This is a genomic window from Metabacillus litoralis (genome assembly GCF_007994985.1).
GTDB classification, from domain to species: Bacteria; Bacillota; Bacilli; order Bacillales; family Bacillaceae; genus Metabacillus; species Metabacillus litoralis.
On the sequence record NZ_VOQF01000001.1, the window covers coordinates 410,881 to 430,215 of the forward strand.

A 19,335-nucleotide genomic window follows, 5' to 3' on the forward strand; every position below is an offset into this window, starting at 1 on the left:
CCATTGCGCTGCAGACATTTGCTTTCCGCGGGGAGGAAGCTAAGCCTCCTCGGCGCAAGCGCCTGTGGGGTCTCAGCCTTTCCTCTGCACCCGCAGGAGTCAAATGTCTTCCACTCCATTACACTAGTTCTTAAAAATAGTATGCAAAATCAAAAAACATTGAAGACTGCAAATAAAAACCCGAACTATTAGGCGAATGTTTAATTGACATATCACGTAATAATACGGGTTTTTCATTAGCTTAAAAATTTATATCCCATTCTCTTTTCATTTATCTATTTTTTTGATATTGACTAATTGCCTCATATTCTTTTTCTAATAATCTTGGTACTCGAATAAAAATTGGCATAAGCTCACGATAAGCAGCTGTTGCTTCTTTATTTGGTTGATGTGAATGAATAGATCCTACCATTTTATTCACTTCATTCAAGGAATCAATTTCACCTAGACCATACATTCCAAGAACAATCGCCCCTAAACAAGAGCTTTCAAAGCTCTCAGGAATGGTAACTTCTTGATCAAAAACATCTGCGAGCATTTGTCTCCAAAACACTGATCTTGCAAAACCTCCTGTTGCCTGAACAGAGGTTGGTGTACCTATTAACTCCTCTAAAGCAAGAAGTACACTATATAAATTCATCATGATTCCTTCAAGCACTGCACGAATCATATGCTCTTTTTTATGATGCATACCTAAACCAAAGAAAGATCCTCGTGCGTTGGCATCCCACAAAGGTGCTCTTTCTCCTGCCATGTAAGGATGAAAAAGTAGTCCATTAGAACCTGGAGGAACTGTAGCTGCAATTTCAGTTAAAACCTCATAAGCATCTTTTCCTAATCTCTTTGCTGTTTCAACCTCAGCACTTGCAAGTTCATCACGCACCCAACGGAAGATCATACCCCCATTATTTACTGGACCACCAATAACCCAAAGCTTGTCTGTTAAAGCATAACAAAAAATCCGCCCTTTAGGATCAGTAACTGGTTTATCTGTAACAGCTCTAATAGCCCCACTTGTGCCGATTGTTACTGCTACAACACCTGGCTCAATTGCATTAACACCAAGGTTTGATAATACCCCATCACTTGCACCCACCACAAACGGAGTGTCACTTGAAAGACCTAATAGCTTTGTATATTCAGGAGCTAAACCCTTTATACTTTCAGTTGTACTAACAGGCTTTGATAATTGCTCCTTTTTCACTCCAGCAACTTGAAGTGCTTTTGCATCCCAGTCCAAATTTTCTAAATTAAATAATCCAGTAGCCGAAGCAATAGAATAGTCTATCACATATTGACCAAACAGACGGAAAAAAACATACTCTTTAATTGAAATAAATTTATTTTCTGGTTGGAAAAATTCGTGATGTTCTTTGTTTAACCACACAAGCTTTACTAAAGGTGACATCGGATGAATCGGTGTACCAGTTCGCAGATAAATTTCATGTCCATTATGTATTTCTTTTACAATATCTGCATATTTGGCACTTCGATTATCCGCCCATGTGATCGAAGGAGTTAATGGATTTCCGTCTCCATCAACAACAATTAAACTGTGCATAGCAGAACTAAAAGACACAAAACGAACTTCTTTGCCTGTTACCTTTGCTTCTTCTAAACATTTTTTCATGCTAGTTAACACAGCTTGAAAAATTTCCTCTGGATCTTGTTCAGCTGTTGAAGGTGTAGGTGTGTGCAACGGATACTCAACACCAAAGCGACTAATTGCTGTTCCTTCCTTATCAAAAAGTACTGCCTTTGTACTTGTTGTTCCAATATCTACACCCATCATAAAACTACCCATAACAATCCTCCTGTAATGTAAGAAAAGGGAAAACCACTTTGGTTATCCCTATCTCTGCTTATTTATTACTACTTAAGCGTTTCTTTTATCACAAATATATACTTTCTTTAACCAATAAACACTCCTAAAATAAGTGCCACACTAACTCCAACTAAACCAATTATTGTTTCCATCACAGTCCATGTTTTTAGTGTATCTTTTACACTTAAGCCAAAATAACGTCCTACTAACCAGAAACCAGAGTCATTTACATGTGATAAAACAGTTGCACCTGATGCAATGGCAATAACGATCAATCCTAGAACTGGTCCTTCAAGACCTAATATCGAAATAAGTGGTGCCATTAACCCAGCTGCTGTTACCATTGAAACTGTTGCTGAACCTTGTGCTACACGTACTATTGCTGCTATTAAAAAGGCTAATAAAATTGGTGGTAAATTAGATCCTGCCATCATATCTCCAAGTACTTGACCAACACCTGAATCAATTAGTACTTGTTTAAATACACCACCAGCACCCGTTACTAAGATAATAATCCCTGCTGGTTCAAGTGCTTTTGTTGCAATATCTTGAACTTCTTGACGAGAATAACCTCTTCGTGTACCAAGTAATACAAAAGTTAAGATTGTTGCGATAGTTAACGCCACAAAAGGATGACCAAGGAATGTTAAAATTTGACGTACTGTATTTCCCTCTTCTAATAATACACCTGAAACCGTATTCAGTAAAATCAAAACTAAAGGTATCATTATTAAAGAAGCAATCAATTTGAAGCTAGGTAAATCTTTATCATATTCAATTTCTTCTAAATTCATATAATCAGGTACAACCACATGAATTTTTTTTGAAATATATTTAGCAAAAATCGGTCCTGCAACAATCATAGCTGGAATACCAGCTAATGTACCGAATAAAATAACCCATCCTAATTCTGCACCAATTAAATCTGCTACAGCAATTGGACCTGGTGTAGGAGGAATAAAGCTATGTGTTACAGCTAAACCTGCTAGCAATGGAATACCATAATATAAAAGTGATTTTCCTGTTTTCTTTGCTAATCCGTAAACGATTGGAACTAAAATAATAAATCCTACATCAAAAAATACTGGAATTGCTACAAGAAATCCTGTAAGTCCTAATGCCCATTGTGATTTATCTTCACCAAATTTTTTAACAAGTGTTTGTGCTAAACGCTCAGCACCTCCGGATACTTCTAGCATTTGTCCAAACATTGCACCTAAACCAACAACAACTGCAACAAACCCGAGGGTACCTCCCATACCATTTTGCATCGATGTAACAACATCATTTAATGGCATTCCTGCTAAGATACCTACAATTAAACTTACTAGTAATAAAGCTACGAATGCATGTAATTTTGTTCGAATAACTAAAAATAATAAAAGAAAAATACCGGCTAAAGCAACAAGAATTAACATTTGATCTGACATAATGATCCACTCCCCTTTTTATTTGTTTATTCTTTCCTCAAATTCACTTTAAATAAATATTTGTTTATTTTTTCTCTACTGCATGTCCACCAAACTCATTTCTAAGAGCTGCTACGACCTTACCAGTGAACGTATCATCCTCTAAAGATCGATAACGCATCATTAATGCAAGTGTAATAACAGGAGCTGCAGCTTGAAGATCTAGCGCAGTTTCAACTGTCCACTTTCCTTCTCCTGAAGAATGCATAACACCTTTTATTCCTTCTAAATTTTTGTCCTTAGAAAAAGCATTTTCAGTTAGTTCCATTAACCATGAACGAACAACAGATCCATTGTTCCAAACTCTAGCAACCTTTTCATAATCAAAATCAAATGGGCTTTTGTCGAGCAAGTCAAACCCTTCAGCAATTGCTTGCATCATGCCATATTCGATTCCATTGTGAACCATTTTCAAAAAGTGTCCGCTTCCAGCTTTTCCTGAGTAAAGGTAACCGTTTTCAACTGTGATATCTTGAAATATTGGTTCAATTTGACGAAAAATCTCTTCATTACCACCTACCATTGTGCATGCGCCATTTCGTGCTCCTTCAACACCACCACTTGTTCCACAATCAAAAAAGTAGATTCCTTTTATTTCTGATTTTTCATTTCTTCTAATTGAATCTTTGTAATGTGCATTGCCACCGTCGATGATTCGATCTCCTTCTTCTAATAAATCTACTAACTTATCAAATACTGCTTCTGTAGCGTCACCTGCTGGTACCATCATCCAAACTGTACGAGGCTTTTCTAATTGATTAACTAGCTCTTCAAGTGAATCAGCTGTTTTAACATCCAATGAAGAAATTTTTTTCATTGAATCTTTGTTTACATCAAAAGCAACAACATCATAATTTTTATCTACAAGATTAAGTGAAAGCTGAAATCCCATCTTACCTAACCCGATCATGCCTATTTGCATCGTTTATCATCCTTACTTTTGTGAAATAAATTTTCTTGATAACTTTATTATAAGAAAAAAATTTCTTTTTGCAAGCGATTCCAGAAAAATATTTTTTCTTTCTGATTAATTTAGTATAATAGAAAAAAAAGCCCTGTTAGGAGGGAAGCAGGATGAAAAAGACACAAGACACTTGTTTAATCACTGTTCGAAAGCTTTATCCAAAGTTCAGTGTTACCGAAAGGAAAATCGCTGATTATATATTAAAAAACCCAAATAAAATTATTCATTCCTCAATAAATCAATTAGCAGAAGATCTAGAAGTAGCTGACTCAACTGTGTTTAGATTTTGTAAAAGAATTGGTTACAAAGGATATCAAGCAATGAAAATTGCCCTTGCATCAGAAATTGTTTCTCCTTTGCAAGATATACACGAGAAGGTTAATGAAGGAGATTCCGTTGATACAATCGCATCAAAAGTATTTCGATCTAATATAAAAACGATTGAAGATACGTTAACAATTGTCAATGAAGATCAGCTGCAACTTGCTGTTGATACGATAATAAATGCAGAGTCTGTAGAATTTTTCGGAAGTGGTGGTTCTAGTATCATCGCACTTGATGCCTATCATAAATTAGTTCGTACAGGACTAAAGGTGCATGCAGTGATCGATACACATTTCCAGCTTATGGCTGCATCACAAATGACGGAAAAAGATTGTGCCGTGTTTATTTCACATTCTGGATCATCAAAAGATATCCTGCATATTTTAAATGTTGTGAAAGCAACTGGTGCGAAGATGATTGCCATTACAAACCATGCTAAGTCCCCTCTGAGTGGTGGTGTTGATATACCTCTTTACACAGTATCAGAAGAAACAGAATATAGATCTGAAGCACTTTCATCACGAATTGCTCAGTTAACACTTATTGATGTTCTTTATGTCAATATATTAATAAAGCGAGGCAATGAAGGAAAAGACGCGTTAAAGAAAATGCGAGAAGCCATTCTTGTAAAACGGATTTAAGAAATGCGTAAATCGTTTAGTGGTTAGACACTGAAACTAAGTAAAAAACCAAGAAAAACAGAGATGTATATTCACAACACATCTCTGCATTTCTTGGTTTTATTTTAGTTATTATAACTGAGAAAACTCTTCTACCAGCTCTTTAAATTTTTCCAATGAATTTCCAATTGGATCTGGTGTTGTTAAATCGACACCAGTTTTCTTTAATAATTCAAGAGGATAATCAGAGCTACCACTACTTAAAAACGATAAATAATCAGATAATAGTTCTTGATCTCCCTCAAGAATCTTTGTGGCAATATGAATAGCTGAAGCAAAACCAGTGGCATATTTGTACACATAAAATGGTCGATAAAAATGTGGAATTCGTGTCCAACCAAATTTCACTTCATCATCAAATACTACATCAGGTCCATTATATTCCCTAAATAAAGATTCATAGGTTTCATTGAAAACATCTACATTTAGTGGTAATCCTTTCTCTGCCATTTCATGTGTTTTCATTTCAAATTCTGCAAACATTACTTGTGTAAAAAATGTGCCTTTGAATTGATCAATAAAATGATTCACTAAATGTTTCTTAACTTCACTATCTTCTTCATTTGCTAGTAGATAATTTATTAATAGTACCTCATTTACTGTTGAGGCAACTTCTGCAACAAAGATACTATATCTAGCTGTAATTTGCGGCTGATGAAGTGAGCTTAATTTACTATGAACACCATGACCACATTCATGAACAAGCGTAAATAAGCTATCCAAATCATCTTGATGATTGAGTAAGATAAACGGGTGGACACCATAAACACCAAGATTATATGCACCAGAACGTTTTCCTGGTGTTTCCCTTACATCAATATATCGTGATTCTTTGAATTCTTTTAATGTTTTTACATACTCTTCTCCTAAAGGCGCTAGAGCTTTACACATAATGTCATAAGCAGCTTCATATGAAATTACCTGTTTCACACCACTAACTAATGGAACACTCAAATCATACTGCCTAAGCTCATCAACAGCTAATTTCTCCTTACGAATTTTTGTATATTGATGGAGAGAATCAATGTTATCCTTTGTTGTAGATATTAAATTTTGATAAACTTCTTTTGGCACTAAATCTCCAAATAAGGACTTCTCCAATGCAGATGGATATTTTCGAAGTTTGGCAAGTGTTACATTATTTTTAATAGCAGCTGATAATGTTGAAGCAATTGAATTTTTCAATTGTACATAAGGCTTGTAATACGCTTTATATGCTTCTCTCCGCTTATCACGGTTTTCATCTTCAATTAATTTTGCATACATACCTCTAGTTAGTTCTATTTGTTCCCCTTCTTCATTTGTCACATCTCCAAATTTTATATCTGCGTTATTGATCATACCAAAAGTATGACTAGGAACAGAAAGAGCTTCTCCTAATTGAGATAGGATTTGTTCCTGATCTTTGTTTAATATATGTTTCTTATAACGGAAAGAATCAAATAAATCTTGTTCAAAATATGAAAGCTTTGGCTCTTCTGCTATGTACGTTTTTAATTTACTTTCATCTAAACTTAATAAAAAAGGCATAAAAAAGGATGTGGCAGCGCTAGCCTTTACACTCAATTGTTTTGCTGTATCTAGAAGTGATTGTGACTTTGTTTCTCGTGTGTCTTCGTCCACCTTAAGCATCGCAAATGCATAAACCTTATTAAATAAAAAGGAAAGCTCCTCTTTTTTCTTTAAAAAACTATACAGGGAAAAACCATTGATTATCTGTTCTTCATATTCCGCTAATTCATCTACAGTTTTCTCAATAACCGAACAATCTTCTTTCCATAGCGTAAGATCAGAATATAAGTCTGATAAATTCCATTTTTCTTGTAAAGGCACTTCATTTCTAGAACCATATGAACTCATACCATCGCTCCTTTTAGTAATTAAGAATTTGCACTGATATATTAAGATGTTTAGATTTATCACTTATATGTATTCCAACAACTATTCGTCGATTCGTTGTTTACCTTGCTCTGTAACAGCAAATTTACGTATCATTTTTTTAATGTTTTCAACTTTACGAAACCGAAGAGCTGACCAATCTTCATCAATCGCAACTTGTCGGACTGGTTCATAACCTATTTCAGCAAGCGCTGCCCCAACTGTTTCACGACTACAATTTGATCCTTTGTAAGTTTTGGATGTTTTCTTAGGATAACACAGCCAGAAAAGTCCATCCTCCTTTAACACATGCTCTGCTTTTAATGCCAAGGATTTTAGTTCTTCGTTAGTTGTTGCAAAAACCTGTATAAACTCATATTCATGATCATTTTTGACTTCTTTATGTACTTCCCCTGAGAAACTTTTGATAATACCCTCGAATTCCAGAGGAGAATTTAAAATTAAAACTTGTTGACCCCTATCCTTAAATTGTAATTTTTTTATTATTGCATTTTGTTCTAATTCCATAATGTTTCATCTCCACGTTTACGATTTTCGATGTATCAGTTTTGCTAAGATCATTTTATCATCGTCTCAACATGAACCCCCTTATTCAAATCTAACAAAATTAAATAAATAAATCACCAAAGAATACCATTATTAGTTTCAGATAAACATGATATAGCTTCTATGTATGCGTATACGTTTATTTCACAGCTGAAAATGTTCGACCTAACCAATTTTTAATAAGTCCTTGCACGATTTCACGTTGATCAATATGAAGCATATGTCCAGCTTGATCAAGAACAGCATATGTTGCATAGGGGAATTTTTCAAGTAGTATAAGATGATCTTTGTATCCACAAATAGCATCTTGCTTTCCTACTATAATGGAAGCAGGCTGTGAGAGTTCTTCCATCCCTGCAAATGGTTCTTCAGAAAAGAAATACCCATTTTCCCGCCATTTAGATAATAAAAAATCTCTGTTTGCTAATAATCGACCAGGTTGAATTTCATCTAAAAAGGTATGATATTTTTCTCTATCTTGATAAATCATCAAAGTTTCGAATGCTCTTTTACTATCATCATCTAATTCATCTAATAACTTAGTATCTTTCGTTATAATGATTTTATTTGGTAGATTTCTTGTCTCAAAATGAAGTGCAGTAGCCAACAAACATATACTTTTCACTTCATGACGTTTATGATGCAAAACACCTTGAGCCATATATCCTCCATATGAAAAACCGATAAGAGAAAATATTTTATTAGGTAGTATTTTATCAATAAATTCTATGATATTACTTAACATATCATCTGAGGATTTGAAGTCTTCATTAACTAAACTATGACCATGAGCTGGTAAGTCAATATAAATCCGTTGAAAACCCTCGTTCTTCTCAAAAATTGGTTCTAGCCATGATTTCATTGATCGATGATCTGTTCCCATTGAATGCATAATGACTATAGGAAAACCGGTACCTTCTATGGCATAGTGGATCCTACCTTTTGTAACTAAACAATTCATACATAGTACTCCTATTCACCATATCATATTGTTTCTACTTCTCTTTATGTTCAGGCTGTATCCACATAAGTAAGAAAAAACTAAGCCAAGATACACTCACCAATATAAGAGAAAGAGTATTCCACGTATTCTGTAAGCTTATGAACGAATAAACACTTTCTATTAATAAAAATGTGATGATGATAAATGACAGTCTGTGTGCGTTTAATGCAATCTTTTTCATAAATGCACCACTTTCTGTTAAGATTACAACTCAAGATAGATTTTCAGTACTCTGTCCTTAAGGTAAATTATACCATAATGCATTTCATAGTGATGGATCTCGTCTCTGATTATGATAAAAACCAGGCTGGGACATAAGTATTTATCTAATTATAAACCCGAATTATTAGGTGATATTCAATTAATCATTCGCCTAATAGTTCGGGTTTTTATTTGTTGTCTTTCAATAGATTTTTTTGATTTTACATACTATTTTTAAGAACTAGTGGAATGGAGCGGAAGACACTAGGGCACCTACGGGAATAGAGGAAAGGCTAAGACCCCGCAGGCGCTTGCGCTGAGGAGGCTTAGCTTCCTCCCCGGGGAAAGCGAGTGTCTGCAGCGCAATGGAACGAACTGGTTTTTTCATCTTAACTGAATTTAGACTTATTCGTCTTTTTGTGGGACTTCTTTTATTATGTCCCAGCCTCTTTCTCGCTTTATACTAATAAATAATTATAAAATAAGTACTTTATTGTCCAATAAATCTAGGTAAACGTTTTTCTTTGAAAGCCTGTAATCCTTCAAGTCGATCTTTTGTAGGAATGATCGTTTCATATGCTAACCTCTCAAATTTAAGTCCTGTTTTTAGATCAACATCTATTCCCTTATTCATGCATTTTTTCGCTTGCTGTATCGCTAAAGGGGCATTTAGGGCAATTTTTTCCGCTATTTCTATTGCTTTTCCCTTTAATAAATCAGCTTTTGTTACATACTGGATTAAACCAATTTGAAATGCTTCCATCGCATCTAGTTTTCTAGCAGTATAAATCAGCTCCTTAGCCTTCGCCAGCCCGATTAAGCGAGGTAAGCGTTGTGTTCCTCCAGCACCTGGAATAATTCCTAGTGAAGTTTCGGTTAAGCCGATCTTTGCTGTATCAGATGCTATTATAAGATCACAAGCTAACGCTATCTCCAAGCCACCACCTAAAGCTACTCCATTGATTGCCGCTATAACTGGCTGTGGTAGCTCTTCTAATGAATGAATACATTCTCCAATTAAAGCTACCGCTTCCCCAACTTGATTGTCTGTCATTAAGGACCGTTCTTTTAAATCGGCTCCAGCACAAAAGGCTCTTTCTCCAGAACCTGATAAAATAATACAGCGAATAGAACGATCAGCTTTACATTGATTAATAGTATCCTTTAATTCATTTAGTAATTGAATAGATAATGCGTTTGCAGCTTCGGGACGATTTAAGGTGATGAAAAAAATACCATTTTCTATGTTTGAAACTAGTATATTTTCTTTCAATAAATAACCCCCTACCAAATATTAAATTAAGAATTTCACTCACCAAATCTCAACTTTTGTTAATGAAAGTTATAAATAGTTCTTCACAAATTCTGTTGTTGTATCGCCATTTAAAAATGCTTGATGTGTAACAATTTTTTGCAACATCGGAATATTGGTTTTTATCCCTTCTATTTCATAAGAATCTAGTGTTTTTACTAGTCTTTCTATCGCTTGCTGCCGATTTTTCCCTTTAACAATAAGCTTTGCTATCATTGGATCGTAAAAGTGAGTAACTGTAGACTTACTATGAACACCTATTTCATGTCTTACACCATCATCGTGAGGCAATGAAAGCTTTGTAATCGTGCCTGGAGATGGAAAATGCGTTTTTGGATCTTCCGCGTAAATTCTCACTTCAATAGCATGACCACTTCGATTAATTTGCTTCTGTGTAAAAGGTAATGTATGACCTTGAGCAATCTTTATTTGTTGCTCTACTATATCAATACCGGTTATTTCTTCTGTAACAGGATGCTCCACTTGTATTCTTGTGTTCATTTCAAGAAAGTAAAAATTCTTATCTTGATCTACTAAAAACTCAATTGTTCCAGCATTTGTGTAGCCGATCTCTTTTGCAGCAAGAACAGCTATTTCTCCCATACGTAATCTTGTTTGTTCATCTATAAACGAAGAGGGTGCTTCTTCAACTATCTTTTGGTGACGTCGTTGAATAGAGCATTCCCGTTCCCATAAAAACACGGTATTGCCTTCTTGATCAGCTAATAGTTGAATTTCAATATGTCGAGGATTTTCAAGGTATTTTTCAAGATACATTTCACTATGGCCAAAAAAACTTTTTGCACGTTTTTGATTACTTTCATACGCCTTATGCATCTCGTTTCTTGATCTTACAACCTGCATCCCAATCCCGCCACCACCTGAGGAAGCTTTTAACATAATTGGATAACCAATTTTCTCCGCTTCGATAATCGCTTCCTCAACTGATAATAATGGATGAGAAATTCCAGGTACAACAGGAACTCCAGCTTTTTTCATCATTGATCTTGCCTTAATTTTATCCCCCATTGCAGATATAATATTTGGTGATGGACCGATAAAAACAAATCCTTTTTCTTCACATTTTCTTGCAAACTCAGCATTTTCTGAAAGTAATCCATATCCTGGATGTATTGCATCTACATCACAAATTTGGGCAATCTCAAAAATTTTCTCCATATTTAGATAACTATCTGCAACACGTGGGCCCCCTATAAAATAAGCTTTATCAGCTAATTTAACATGAAGAGAGTCTTTATCAGCTTCTGAATAGATGACAATAGTTGAGATTCCTAAATTCTCACACGTTCTCATGATTCTAATCGCAATCTCACCACGATTTGCAATAAGGATTTTTTCAAACAATTGACTTCACCCCCATCTGCAACTTATTAACAACCTATTTGTCTTGCAATAACCATTCTTTGCACCTCTGACGTTCCCTCTCCAATTTCTAAAAGCTTTGCATCTCGAAAAAATCGTTCAACTTGGTATTCTTTCATATATCCATATCCACCATGTATTTGAATCGCTTGATCACAAACCTTCATACACATCTCAGAAGCAAATAATTTTGCTATCGCTGCTTCTTTTTTAAAACTTTTCTTTTGATCTTTTAACCATGCAGCTTTAAAAACCATCAATCTTGCTAATTCAATATTCATGTTCATATCAGCAAGTTTAAATTGTATAGCTTGAAACTTAGATATACTTTGACCAAATTGTTTTCTTTCCTTTGCATATTGAAGAGCTTTTTCATATGCGCCTTGAGCAATGCCAACAGCCATAGCTGCTATACCTATTCTTCCACCATCTAAAGTGGCTAAAAATTGTTTATAACCATGCCCGTCTATTCCAAGTAAGTTTTCTCTTGGTATCCTCACATTCTCTAACACTAGTTCTGTTGTATTTGAAGCATTAAGACCCATTTTCTGATAATGATCATGGATGGTAAAGCCTTCAGAATTTGTAGGTACAATAAACGCACTAATTCCATTAGTACCTTTTGAACGATCAGTAACGGCAGTAATCGCGAGATTTTTTGCATAACTAGCATTTGTGATGTAGCATTTCGAACCAGAAATCACCCATTGATCACCATCTAATATTGCTGTTGTTTCTGTACCACCAGCATCAGAACCAGCATTTGGTTCTGTTAAACCAAATGCCCCTAAGTACTCACCTTTGCATAGAGGTGTTAAGTAAGATTCTTTTTGCTCATCTGTTCCAAATAAATCTATTGGTGCAGCTCCTAAAGAGATATGAGCTGAATACGTTATTCCTGTTGATGCACAAACTCTACTTAATTCTTCAACAACAATTGCAAAACTAATCGTGTCTGCTTCACCACCACCATATTGCTCTGAAAAAGGTAAACCCATCATTCCTAAATCTGCTAACTGATCAAAAATCTCCTTAGGAAAAACAGCAGAAGAATCTCTTTCATCAGCTCCTGGTGCAACCTTTGCTTCTGCAAACTCATGTATTACCTTACGAATCATCTTTTGTTCTTTTGTTAATTCAAAGTCCATTTCACTTTCCCCTTTCTCTTATAAGATCAAAAGACTTATCGTTTAAACAGGATAAACTGGATGCTTTCTTTCTGAGAAAACAACATATTTTGACATATAGGCCTGATACCTTGATACTAATTCTGACCTCAATGAATTAGCTGGAATGATGCCATCAATAATCATTTCTGAGGCCAATCTATATATGTCAATATCTTCTTTATATTGACTCCGTTTTTCTTGGATGAATTCTTGGCGCTCTTCTTCTGGTAATTCAGCAATTTTTTTTGCATACACAGCATTCACGGCAGCTTCAGGTCCCATTACAGCAATTGAAGCACTAGGTAATGCTAAACAGCAATCAGGCTCAAAAGCAGGTCCTGCCATTGCATATAATCCTGCTCCATAAGCTTTTCTAACAATAATTGATATTTTCGGGACAGTTGCTTGTGACATACTAGCAATCATTTTTGCTCCATGCCGAATAATTCCTGCTCTTTCTACCTTTGTGCCAATCATAAAGCCAGGTATATCTGCTAAAAACAAAAGTGGAATATGAAAGGCATCACAAAGATTGATAAATTTTGCAGCTTTATCTGCGGAATCGTGGAAAAGGACTCCGCCTTTAACTTTAGGCTGATTCGCAATAATTCCAACAGGCTGACCATCTAACCGGCAAAATCCAGTAATTAATTCAGGTGCAAATAATTTTTTCATTTCAAAGAACGAGTTTTCATCAATGACTCTATGAATTAACTCATACATATCAAATGGAATATTCTGATTTTCTGGGATTATTTCTTCAAGTGTTTTTTGATATTGTTTAGGAGTAATAGATTCAATTATCGGTGGTTTATCTAAGTAATTTACTGGAAAGTATGAGAGGTAATTTCGGGATATTTCAATGGCTTCTTCTTCAGTTTTTGCTAACACATCACCACAGCCTGATACGGAACAATGCATCTTAGCTCCTCCCATTTCTTCAAGGGAGACTTTTTCACCAATAACCATCTCTGCCATTCGTGGTGAGCCTAAATACATTGAAGCATTGCCATCAACCATTATAACAACATCACAGAATGCTGGAATATATGCTCCACCTGCTGCTGATGGACCAAATAATACACAAACCTGTGGTATTTTCCCTGAAAGCTTTACTTGATTGTGAAAAATCCTTCCAGCTCCTCGTCGCCCTGGAAACATATCAAGTTGATCTGTAATTCTAGCACCTGCAGAGTCAATTAAATAAATAAGTGGTACTTTTAACTTTTCAGCTGTTTCTTGAATACGAATCATCTTTTCAACGGTTTTAGCTCCCCACGAGCCAGCCTTAACTGTTGAATCATTTGCAATTACACAAACTGTTTTACCATTAACCTTACCCATCCCTGTTATCACACCGTCTGCAGGTAAGTTTTGATCAAGGCAATTTGCAAAAACTCCATCTTCAATATCGATGTTATCATCAAAAAGAAGTTTTAAACGATCACGAACATATAACTTTCCTCTTGAGCGATTTTGTTCATGATATTTGATATGGCCACCTTTTTTAATATCATTCAATGACTTCTCTACCTTTTTTCCTAATGACAACTAGCATGCCCCCTTTATTCATGATGAATTAGAATAATCGTTTTTTTCTTAATGAAGTCAATTTAACCCAAAGTTTTTCTACTAATTTTACTATCATAACTGAACAAAGGTTCACCAATTACATCTTGAATATATAATGCAGCATCATGAATTTTATTTTTACTTACATTAGTTTCTATGTTCATACCATCTAACATGTATAAAAGATCATCAGTTGCAAGATTTCCAGAAGCACCTGGTGCATAAGGACAACCTCCAAGACCACCTATTGAACTATCAAACTTTGTTATCCCGGTCATTAAGGAAGCGGTTACATTTGCAAGTGCAGTACCTCTTGTATTATGAAAATGCATAGCAATTTTATCTGTAGAGTAATATTTTAATAAAATCGATAAAACTTCTTCTACTTGCTTCGGGGTAGCTACACCTATGGTATCTCCAAGTGACACCTCATTAACACCCATTTCAAAAAGCTTTTCACATGTTTTCATAACCTTTGAAATCGAAATTTCTCCCTCATATGGACAAGCGAAAACAGTTGATACATAGCCTCGAACAGATTTATTAGAGGATAGAGCATCACTCACTACTTCTTTTAAAATCGGATAAGTATCATCAATGGACTTATTAATATTTTTTTGATTATGTGTTTCACTTGCAGATATAAACACAGAAACTTCATCTATATTTGCTTCAATTGCTTTTTCTAATCCCTGTTGATTAGGAACTAATGCTGCATATGTGACACCATCGACACGCTCTATTCTTTTTGCTACCTCCAATGAATCTGCTAATGCTGGAATCCATTTCGGATGAACAAACGATGTGATCTCTATATATGATAATCCTGTATGAGATAATTTGTTAATCCAATTTATTTTACCTTCTGTAGAAACGAGAGCCTGAATATTTTGCAAGCCATCACGAGGACCAACTTCCTTAATATTTACTGATTTAGGCCAGTGCACAATGTTGCTCCTTTCTACTCTATCTCAACTAACACATCATCCTCATTAACAAAATCACCTTCATTAATATGAACCGCTTTTACAGTTCCTGTTACTTCTGCAGCAATAGGAATTTCCATTTTCATTGATTCTAAAATCACCACATCTTGACCTTCTTCAACTTGATCATCTACACCAACCAATACTTTCCATACACTTCCAGCCATACTTGCTTGTACTTTATCCATTTCTTTCCCCCTTGTTTCATTATCGTATGATTTTGTTGCTAAACTTAATAATTGTCTTGATCAAAGTTTCAAAACCTAATATAGAAACCTACTACTATACTATTCAGGTTTTTTTTACTTATAATCAAACTGATTTAATTTAAATATTCAGAATAAATAAAGAAAAAGCATGCTACAAGTAAAAGAGCATGCTTTGATCATATAATTTACTTTGCTAAAACAACTTTTTGAAAAACTTAATTAAATGGTTTTCATCATGTTCATGATCTTGTTTTTCAATCGACTTTGTTATGTATATATTTTCTTTATCGATGGCATAATCATATGCCAGTACTAATCCTAAATCCGTTTCATTCTGTTTATCTGTAGAAATTAAAAATTTATTACCAGTTTTATTCGCTAATTTTATGTAATCTGACAAAAAGGTGTAATTCATCTTACCATTTAAAAACAAAGTAGCTTCCTGATTTTTGTTCATTAATTCTTCAACTTCTTGATATGTGCCTTTTTCTCTAACTTGTTTCTTCGTTAAAACTACAACAACTCTTTCTCTTAATGTTCCAAGAAATTGACGTCTTTCATCAGGATTAATTTCACGCGCACCATAAATTCCTTGTTGGATATATTCATCAATTTTCGCTTTATCCATCCTTCTTACCCCCCAGCTCTTTTACGAAAACTATACTTTTGAGATTGTTTCAGGATATTCTAATCAACTACCTATTAAAACCTTTTCTCTCAAATGAAAGACTAGGTAAAACAGGAAGTTTGTATACAAAATCAAGGATTCTTGTTCCAATGAACTGACAAATAACGGCATAAATGATTATGTTTACATCAACAATAAATCCTGTTGATAATAAAAGTGTCCCGTTCACAACAAATAAGATTCTCCCTGGAAGAAGGCCAGTTATTTTTGCTAAAATTAAAGCTAAAATATCCATACCACCAGAAGATGCGCCCATTTTAAATAATATTCCCAAACCTACCCCAAAAATAACTGAGCCAAGTACTAAATCTAGAAATACATTCGAGATTGGAGCCAGGATATAGGGTGTTAAGGTGTTAATAGTTGCTGAAGTTACTGTGACACAAAACATTGTCCATAGAGCACTTTCTTTGCCGAGCCATTTAACTGCGGCTAAAAGAAAGCTTGCGTTTAATATAAAAAGAGTTAATGCAAATTGGATTTCGAATAAATAGTTCAACAACACACTTATACTTGCAGCTCCACCTGATGGTATAAAATGCGGAAATAGAAATACTGTCATAGCCAACCCTTGAATGACCGCTGCCAATCCAAGAATTAATGCTTTTTTGATTATTATATTCATTTTTGACTCCTTAATTTCACTGCTAAAAAACTAGTTAATATTTCTAAAATGACATGTATAGCTTTAAGAAACAAGTGAAAAACTTTATACTAAAATCGCCACTTGTTTCTAAAGCGAGTAAAAATGGTCAAAATTTAGAGCAACGATAAAAACCAACTCATTGTATTTACGAGTTGGTCTAATTACGAAAAGCCAGTTTACTATTGATCAAAACTTCAAAAATTAAGTGGTTCTTTGTGTTAACCGTTCAATAATTGTAGCAAGTAACAAAGTTCGTTCAACTAAGCTAGGTATCTCTAAATACTCTTTGTCACTATGAGCATTTCCACCTACAGGTCCTAATCCATCAATTGTCGCTACACCAAGTGATGATGTAAACGATGCATCAGATCCACCACCTGTTGAGGTATCTTCTATTTCAATCCCAATCTCGTCTCCTACATCTTGAATGATGCGGAGTAATGCCCGTGTTTTTTTATTTTTCTCCATTGGTGGTCGATTCATTTCACCCTCAAGAGATATTTTCGTACCTGCAACATCAGAAGACGCACAAATTTTTTCTAATCTTTCCTCAAGAAGCTCTACCTGATCCATTTCTTTAATTCGAATATCGATTTGTGCTTCTGCATGGTCTGATACTGTGTTCGCACTTGATCCGCCTTCAATTAAACCTACATTCACACTTATTCCATTTTCATGGTCAGATAATTCATGTAATTGGATAATTTTATGAGCTAATTCTTCAATGGCACTTCTACCTTTTTCTGGTTCAATGCCAGAGTGTGCCGCTTTTCCTTCAATAATTAATGTGTAATTTCCTTTTCCTCTTCTTGAAGACACTAACGAACCGTCTTTCCTTGCTGGCTCCATGACAAGTGCATATTTCTTGCCCTTTGCTTCACGTTCAATTATAGCTCGTGAAGAAGGCGAGCCAATTTCCTCATCACTATTTAGCACGATACGAATGTTTTTATACCCTTCATTGCCTTCTGAAATTAAGGCTTTGATCGCATATAATACTGTTGCATGGCTTGCTTTCATATCAATCACACCTGGACCGTATGCGCGATTGCCAACAATTCGAAAAGGTCTTTCTGATACAGTTCCCTCAGGAAAAACCGTATCCATATGAGCCAGTATAATAATAGCTGGGTTTATCGCATCTTTATGTTGCATGATCAAATGATTACCATATTCCTCTTGTGGTTCAACAATTACATGAAAACCAAGATCTTTATAGTTTCTTTTTAAAATCTCCCCAATTGTATCTACACCTTGTTTATCATATGATCCACTATCAATATTTACTATCTTCTCTATAAAAGCGAGCATTTCAACTTCATGCTCTTCTAAGAATGTTTCCATCTAGCATTTTCCTACTTTCTTTCCTACAGTAAAAACATCTATTCTTAAGGCTGTTTAATATCTAAATAAATTATCTTTTCGAAAACAGTTATTAATTAAGATTTTACCAGATTAAAGGCAACAAGGTAAGTGGAGCTTATGAATAATTACATCATTACATTAGCAATTCCCCATAATAAAATAAAACTGATCACAATTGTTATATTAGACAATGTGCCTACAAATTTTTGATCATATTGAAATTCGACCGAATATGGAAGTACTGATACAGATGTTGGTAAAAGAAAACCGATAAGCAAAGTATATTTAAACATGTCGTCGTAAGGTAAAAAGAGAAAGCATAGACTTCCCACTAATAAGCCAATACCATATCTTATGCCTAAAAATTGGAGCATTAATTTTAGATAACTTTTATTAAAAGAAAAATTCAAATAGATTCCTAGCAATAAGAGAGACATTGGCATATTAGCTTCTGAAATGATGCTTGCTACATCTATAATAGCAGTAGGAAGGGTTATTCCAATTAAATTTAAAATAACAACACTTATATAAGTCATTAATGGAATTGATTTAGACAATTTACTGATTACTGTTTTATAATCCAGCTTTACTTCTTCTTTTGAATAAAAACTCCCAATCAAATAACTTAAACCAAATACGATAAAAGCATTCCCAACATCAAACATGCCAAAGTAGGTAATACCCTCTTTCCCAAAAATGACTTCAACAAGAGGGTAAGCAAATAACCCGATATTAAAACCAGGAATCATCATGCCTACCATTCCCTTATTTTTTCTACTTTTCTTTTTTAGGAAAAACAGTCCGATAAATCCAATTAGTATTCCATATATAAAGCCAACAAAAATGAGCATAAATAATGAGTTGTCGATTTTCAATCCGTTAAATGTGACGATAATTAAAGAAGGTAGAGTAAGATTGAAAATAATTCTTGCTAAGCCTTCCCCATCTTTTTCTTTAATAATATTTCTTCTTTTTAATAAATAACCTAACGCGATAATGATAATACAATATAAAAATTGCATGTTAAAACTATCCAAAATAGAGAACCCCTTACTTTATAATGTAAACTATTATACATTACTTAATGAATTATT

Annotated in this window: 17 protein-coding genes; 1 reads left to right on the plus strand and 16 read right to left on the minus strand. The window is 34.5% G+C overall.

Annotated features, from left to right (window positions below; all coding sequences use genetic code 11):
• Positions 1-271: 271 nt before the first annotated feature.
• The 3 genes from gntK to gnd all read right to left on the minus strand — a co-directional run bounded on the left by gntK (position 272) and on the right by gnd (position 4,216).
• Positions 272-1,810: a gluconokinase gene (gene gntK / locus FS935_RS02195; RefSeq protein ID WP_193559345.1), complete on the minus strand. Its 1,539-nt coding sequence runs from the start codon at positions 1,808-1,810 to the stop codon at positions 272-274.
• Between the two features lie 101 nt (positions 1,811-1,911).
• Positions 1,912-3,255: a GntP family permease gene (locus tag FS935_RS02200; protein WP_146945884.1), complete on the minus strand. Its 1,344-nt coding sequence runs from the start codon at positions 3,253-3,255 to the stop codon at positions 1,912-1,914.
• Positions 3,256-3,319: 64 nt separating this feature from the next.
• Positions 3,320-4,216 carry a phosphogluconate dehydrogenase (NAD(+)-dependent, decarboxylating) gene (gene gnd / locus FS935_RS02205; RefSeq protein ID WP_146945885.1) on the minus strand — a complete coding sequence of 299 codons (897 nt, stop codon included), beginning with the start codon at positions 4,214-4,216 and terminating at the stop codon, positions 3,320-3,322.
• Between the two features lie 152 nt (positions 4,217-4,368).
• Between gnd and FS935_RS02210 the strand changes: the two genes are divergently transcribed.
• A complete protein-coding gene (locus tag FS935_RS02210) occupies positions 4,369-5,223 on the plus strand; it encodes a MurR/RpiR family transcriptional regulator (RefSeq protein ID WP_146945886.1) in 855 nt (284 codons plus the stop codon).
• A gap of 111 nt (positions 5,224-5,334) precedes the next feature.
• On the opposite strand, the gene pepF is transcribed toward FS935_RS02210, so the two are convergent.
• The 13 genes from pepF to FS935_RS02275 all read right to left on the minus strand — a co-directional run bounded on the left by pepF (position 5,335) and on the right by FS935_RS02275 (position 19,278).
• Positions 5,335-7,122, minus strand: a complete 1,788-nt coding sequence (pepF, locus tag FS935_RS02215) for an oligoendopeptidase F (RefSeq protein ID WP_146945887.1) — start codon at positions 7,120-7,122, stop codon at positions 5,335-5,337.
• 81 nt (positions 7,123-7,203) lie between these two features.
• Positions 7,204-7,668 (minus strand): DUF3052 domain-containing protein, encoded by a 465-nt coding sequence (locus FS935_RS02220; RefSeq protein WP_146945888.1) that lies wholly within the window; start codon positions 7,666-7,668, stop codon positions 7,204-7,206.
• Between the two features lie 178 nt (positions 7,669-7,846).
• Positions 7,847-8,668: an alpha/beta fold hydrolase gene (locus FS935_RS02225; protein WP_146945889.1), complete on the minus strand. Its 822-nt coding sequence runs from the start codon at positions 8,666-8,668 to the stop codon at positions 7,847-7,849.
• A 733-nt stretch (positions 8,669-9,401) separates the two neighbouring features.
• Positions 9,402-10,184 (minus strand): enoyl-CoA hydratase, encoded by a 783-nt coding sequence (locus FS935_RS02230; protein WP_146945890.1) that lies wholly within the window; start codon positions 10,182-10,184, stop codon positions 9,402-9,404.
• A gap of 69 nt (positions 10,185-10,253) precedes the next feature.
• Positions 10,254-11,588: an acetyl-CoA carboxylase biotin carboxylase subunit gene (locus tag FS935_RS02235; protein ID WP_146945891.1), complete on the minus strand. Its 1,335-nt coding sequence runs from the start codon at positions 11,586-11,588 to the stop codon at positions 10,254-10,256.
• Between the two features lie 26 nt (positions 11,589-11,614).
• Positions 11,615-12,754 (minus strand): acyl-CoA dehydrogenase, encoded by a 1,140-nt coding sequence (locus tag FS935_RS02240; protein WP_146945892.1) that lies wholly within the window; start codon positions 12,752-12,754, stop codon positions 11,615-11,617.
• A gap of 42 nt (positions 12,755-12,796) precedes the next feature.
• Positions 12,797-14,326: an acyl-CoA carboxylase subunit beta gene (locus FS935_RS02245; RefSeq protein ID WP_146945893.1), complete on the minus strand. Its 1,530-nt coding sequence runs from the start codon at positions 14,324-14,326 to the stop codon at positions 12,797-12,799.
• A 62-nt stretch (positions 14,327-14,388) separates the two neighbouring features.
• Positions 14,389-15,297: a hydroxymethylglutaryl-CoA lyase gene (locus FS935_RS02250; RefSeq protein WP_146945894.1), complete on the minus strand. Its 909-nt coding sequence runs from the start codon at positions 15,295-15,297 to the stop codon at positions 14,389-14,391.
• 11 nt (positions 15,298-15,308) lie between these two features.
• Positions 15,309-15,521 (minus strand): acetyl-CoA carboxylase biotin carboxyl carrier protein subunit, encoded by a 213-nt coding sequence (locus FS935_RS02255; protein ID WP_146945895.1) that lies wholly within the window; start codon positions 15,519-15,521, stop codon positions 15,309-15,311.
• A 214-nt stretch (positions 15,522-15,735) separates the two neighbouring features.
• On the minus strand, positions 15,736-16,170 hold the full coding sequence (locus FS935_RS02260) for a YueI family protein (protein ID WP_146945896.1): 435 nt from the start codon (positions 16,168-16,170) through the stop codon (positions 15,736-15,738).
• A 67-nt stretch (positions 16,171-16,237) separates the two neighbouring features.
• A complete protein-coding gene (locus FS935_RS02265; protein ID WP_146945897.1) occupies positions 16,238-16,855 on the minus strand; it encodes a YitT family protein in 618 nt (205 codons plus the stop codon).
• A gap of 222 nt (positions 16,856-17,077) precedes the next feature.
• On the minus strand, positions 17,078-18,220 hold the full coding sequence (locus tag FS935_RS02270; RefSeq protein ID WP_146945898.1) for a M20 family metallopeptidase: 1,143 nt from the start codon (positions 18,218-18,220) through the stop codon (positions 17,078-17,080).
• Positions 18,221-18,366: 146 nt separating this feature from the next.
• On the minus strand, positions 18,367-19,278 hold the full coding sequence (locus FS935_RS02275) for an AEC family transporter (protein ID WP_146945899.1): 912 nt from the start codon (positions 19,276-19,278) through the stop codon (positions 18,367-18,369).
• Positions 19,279-19,335 lie beyond the last annotated feature (57 nt).

Coding starts and splice junctions, on each gene's coding strand:
- FS935_RS02240 (WP_146945892.1), bottom strand. CDS start 12,754: ATGGACTTTGAATTAACAAAAGAACAAAAGATGATTCGTAAGGTAATA.
- gnd (WP_146945885.1), bottom strand. CDS start 4,216: ATGCAAATAGGCATGATCGGGTTAGGTAAGATGGGATTTCAGCTTTCA.
- FS935_RS02265 (WP_146945897.1), bottom strand. CDS start 16,855: ATGAATATAATAATCAAAAAAGCATTAATTCTTGGATTGGCAGCGGTC.
- FS935_RS02210 (WP_146945886.1), top strand. CDS start 4,369: ATGAAAAAGACACAAGACACTTGTTTAATCACTGTTCGAAAGCTTTAT.
- FS935_RS02255 (WP_146945895.1), bottom strand. CDS start 15,521: ATGGATAAAGTACAAGCAAGTATGGCTGGAAGTGTATGGAAAGTATTG.
- FS935_RS02200 (WP_146945884.1), bottom strand. CDS start 3,255: ATGTCAGATCAAATGTTAATTCTTGTTGCTTTAGCCGGTATTTTTCTT.
- FS935_RS02270 (WP_146945898.1), bottom strand. CDS start 18,220: ATGGAAACATTCTTAGAAGAGCATGAAGTTGAAATGCTCGCTTTTATA.
- FS935_RS02260 (WP_146945896.1), bottom strand. CDS start 16,170: ATGGATAAAGCGAAAATTGATGAATATATCCAACAAGGAATTTATGGT.
- FS935_RS02220 (WP_146945888.1), bottom strand. CDS start 7,668: ATGGAATTAGAACAAAATGCAATAATAAAAAAATTACAATTTAAGGAT.
- pepF (WP_146945887.1), bottom strand. CDS start 7,122: ATGAGTTCATATGGTTCTAGAAATGAAGTGCCTTTACAAGAAAAATGG.
- FS935_RS02225 (WP_146945889.1), bottom strand. CDS start 8,668: ATGAATTGTTTAGTTACAAAAGGTAGGATCCACTATGCCATAGAAGGT.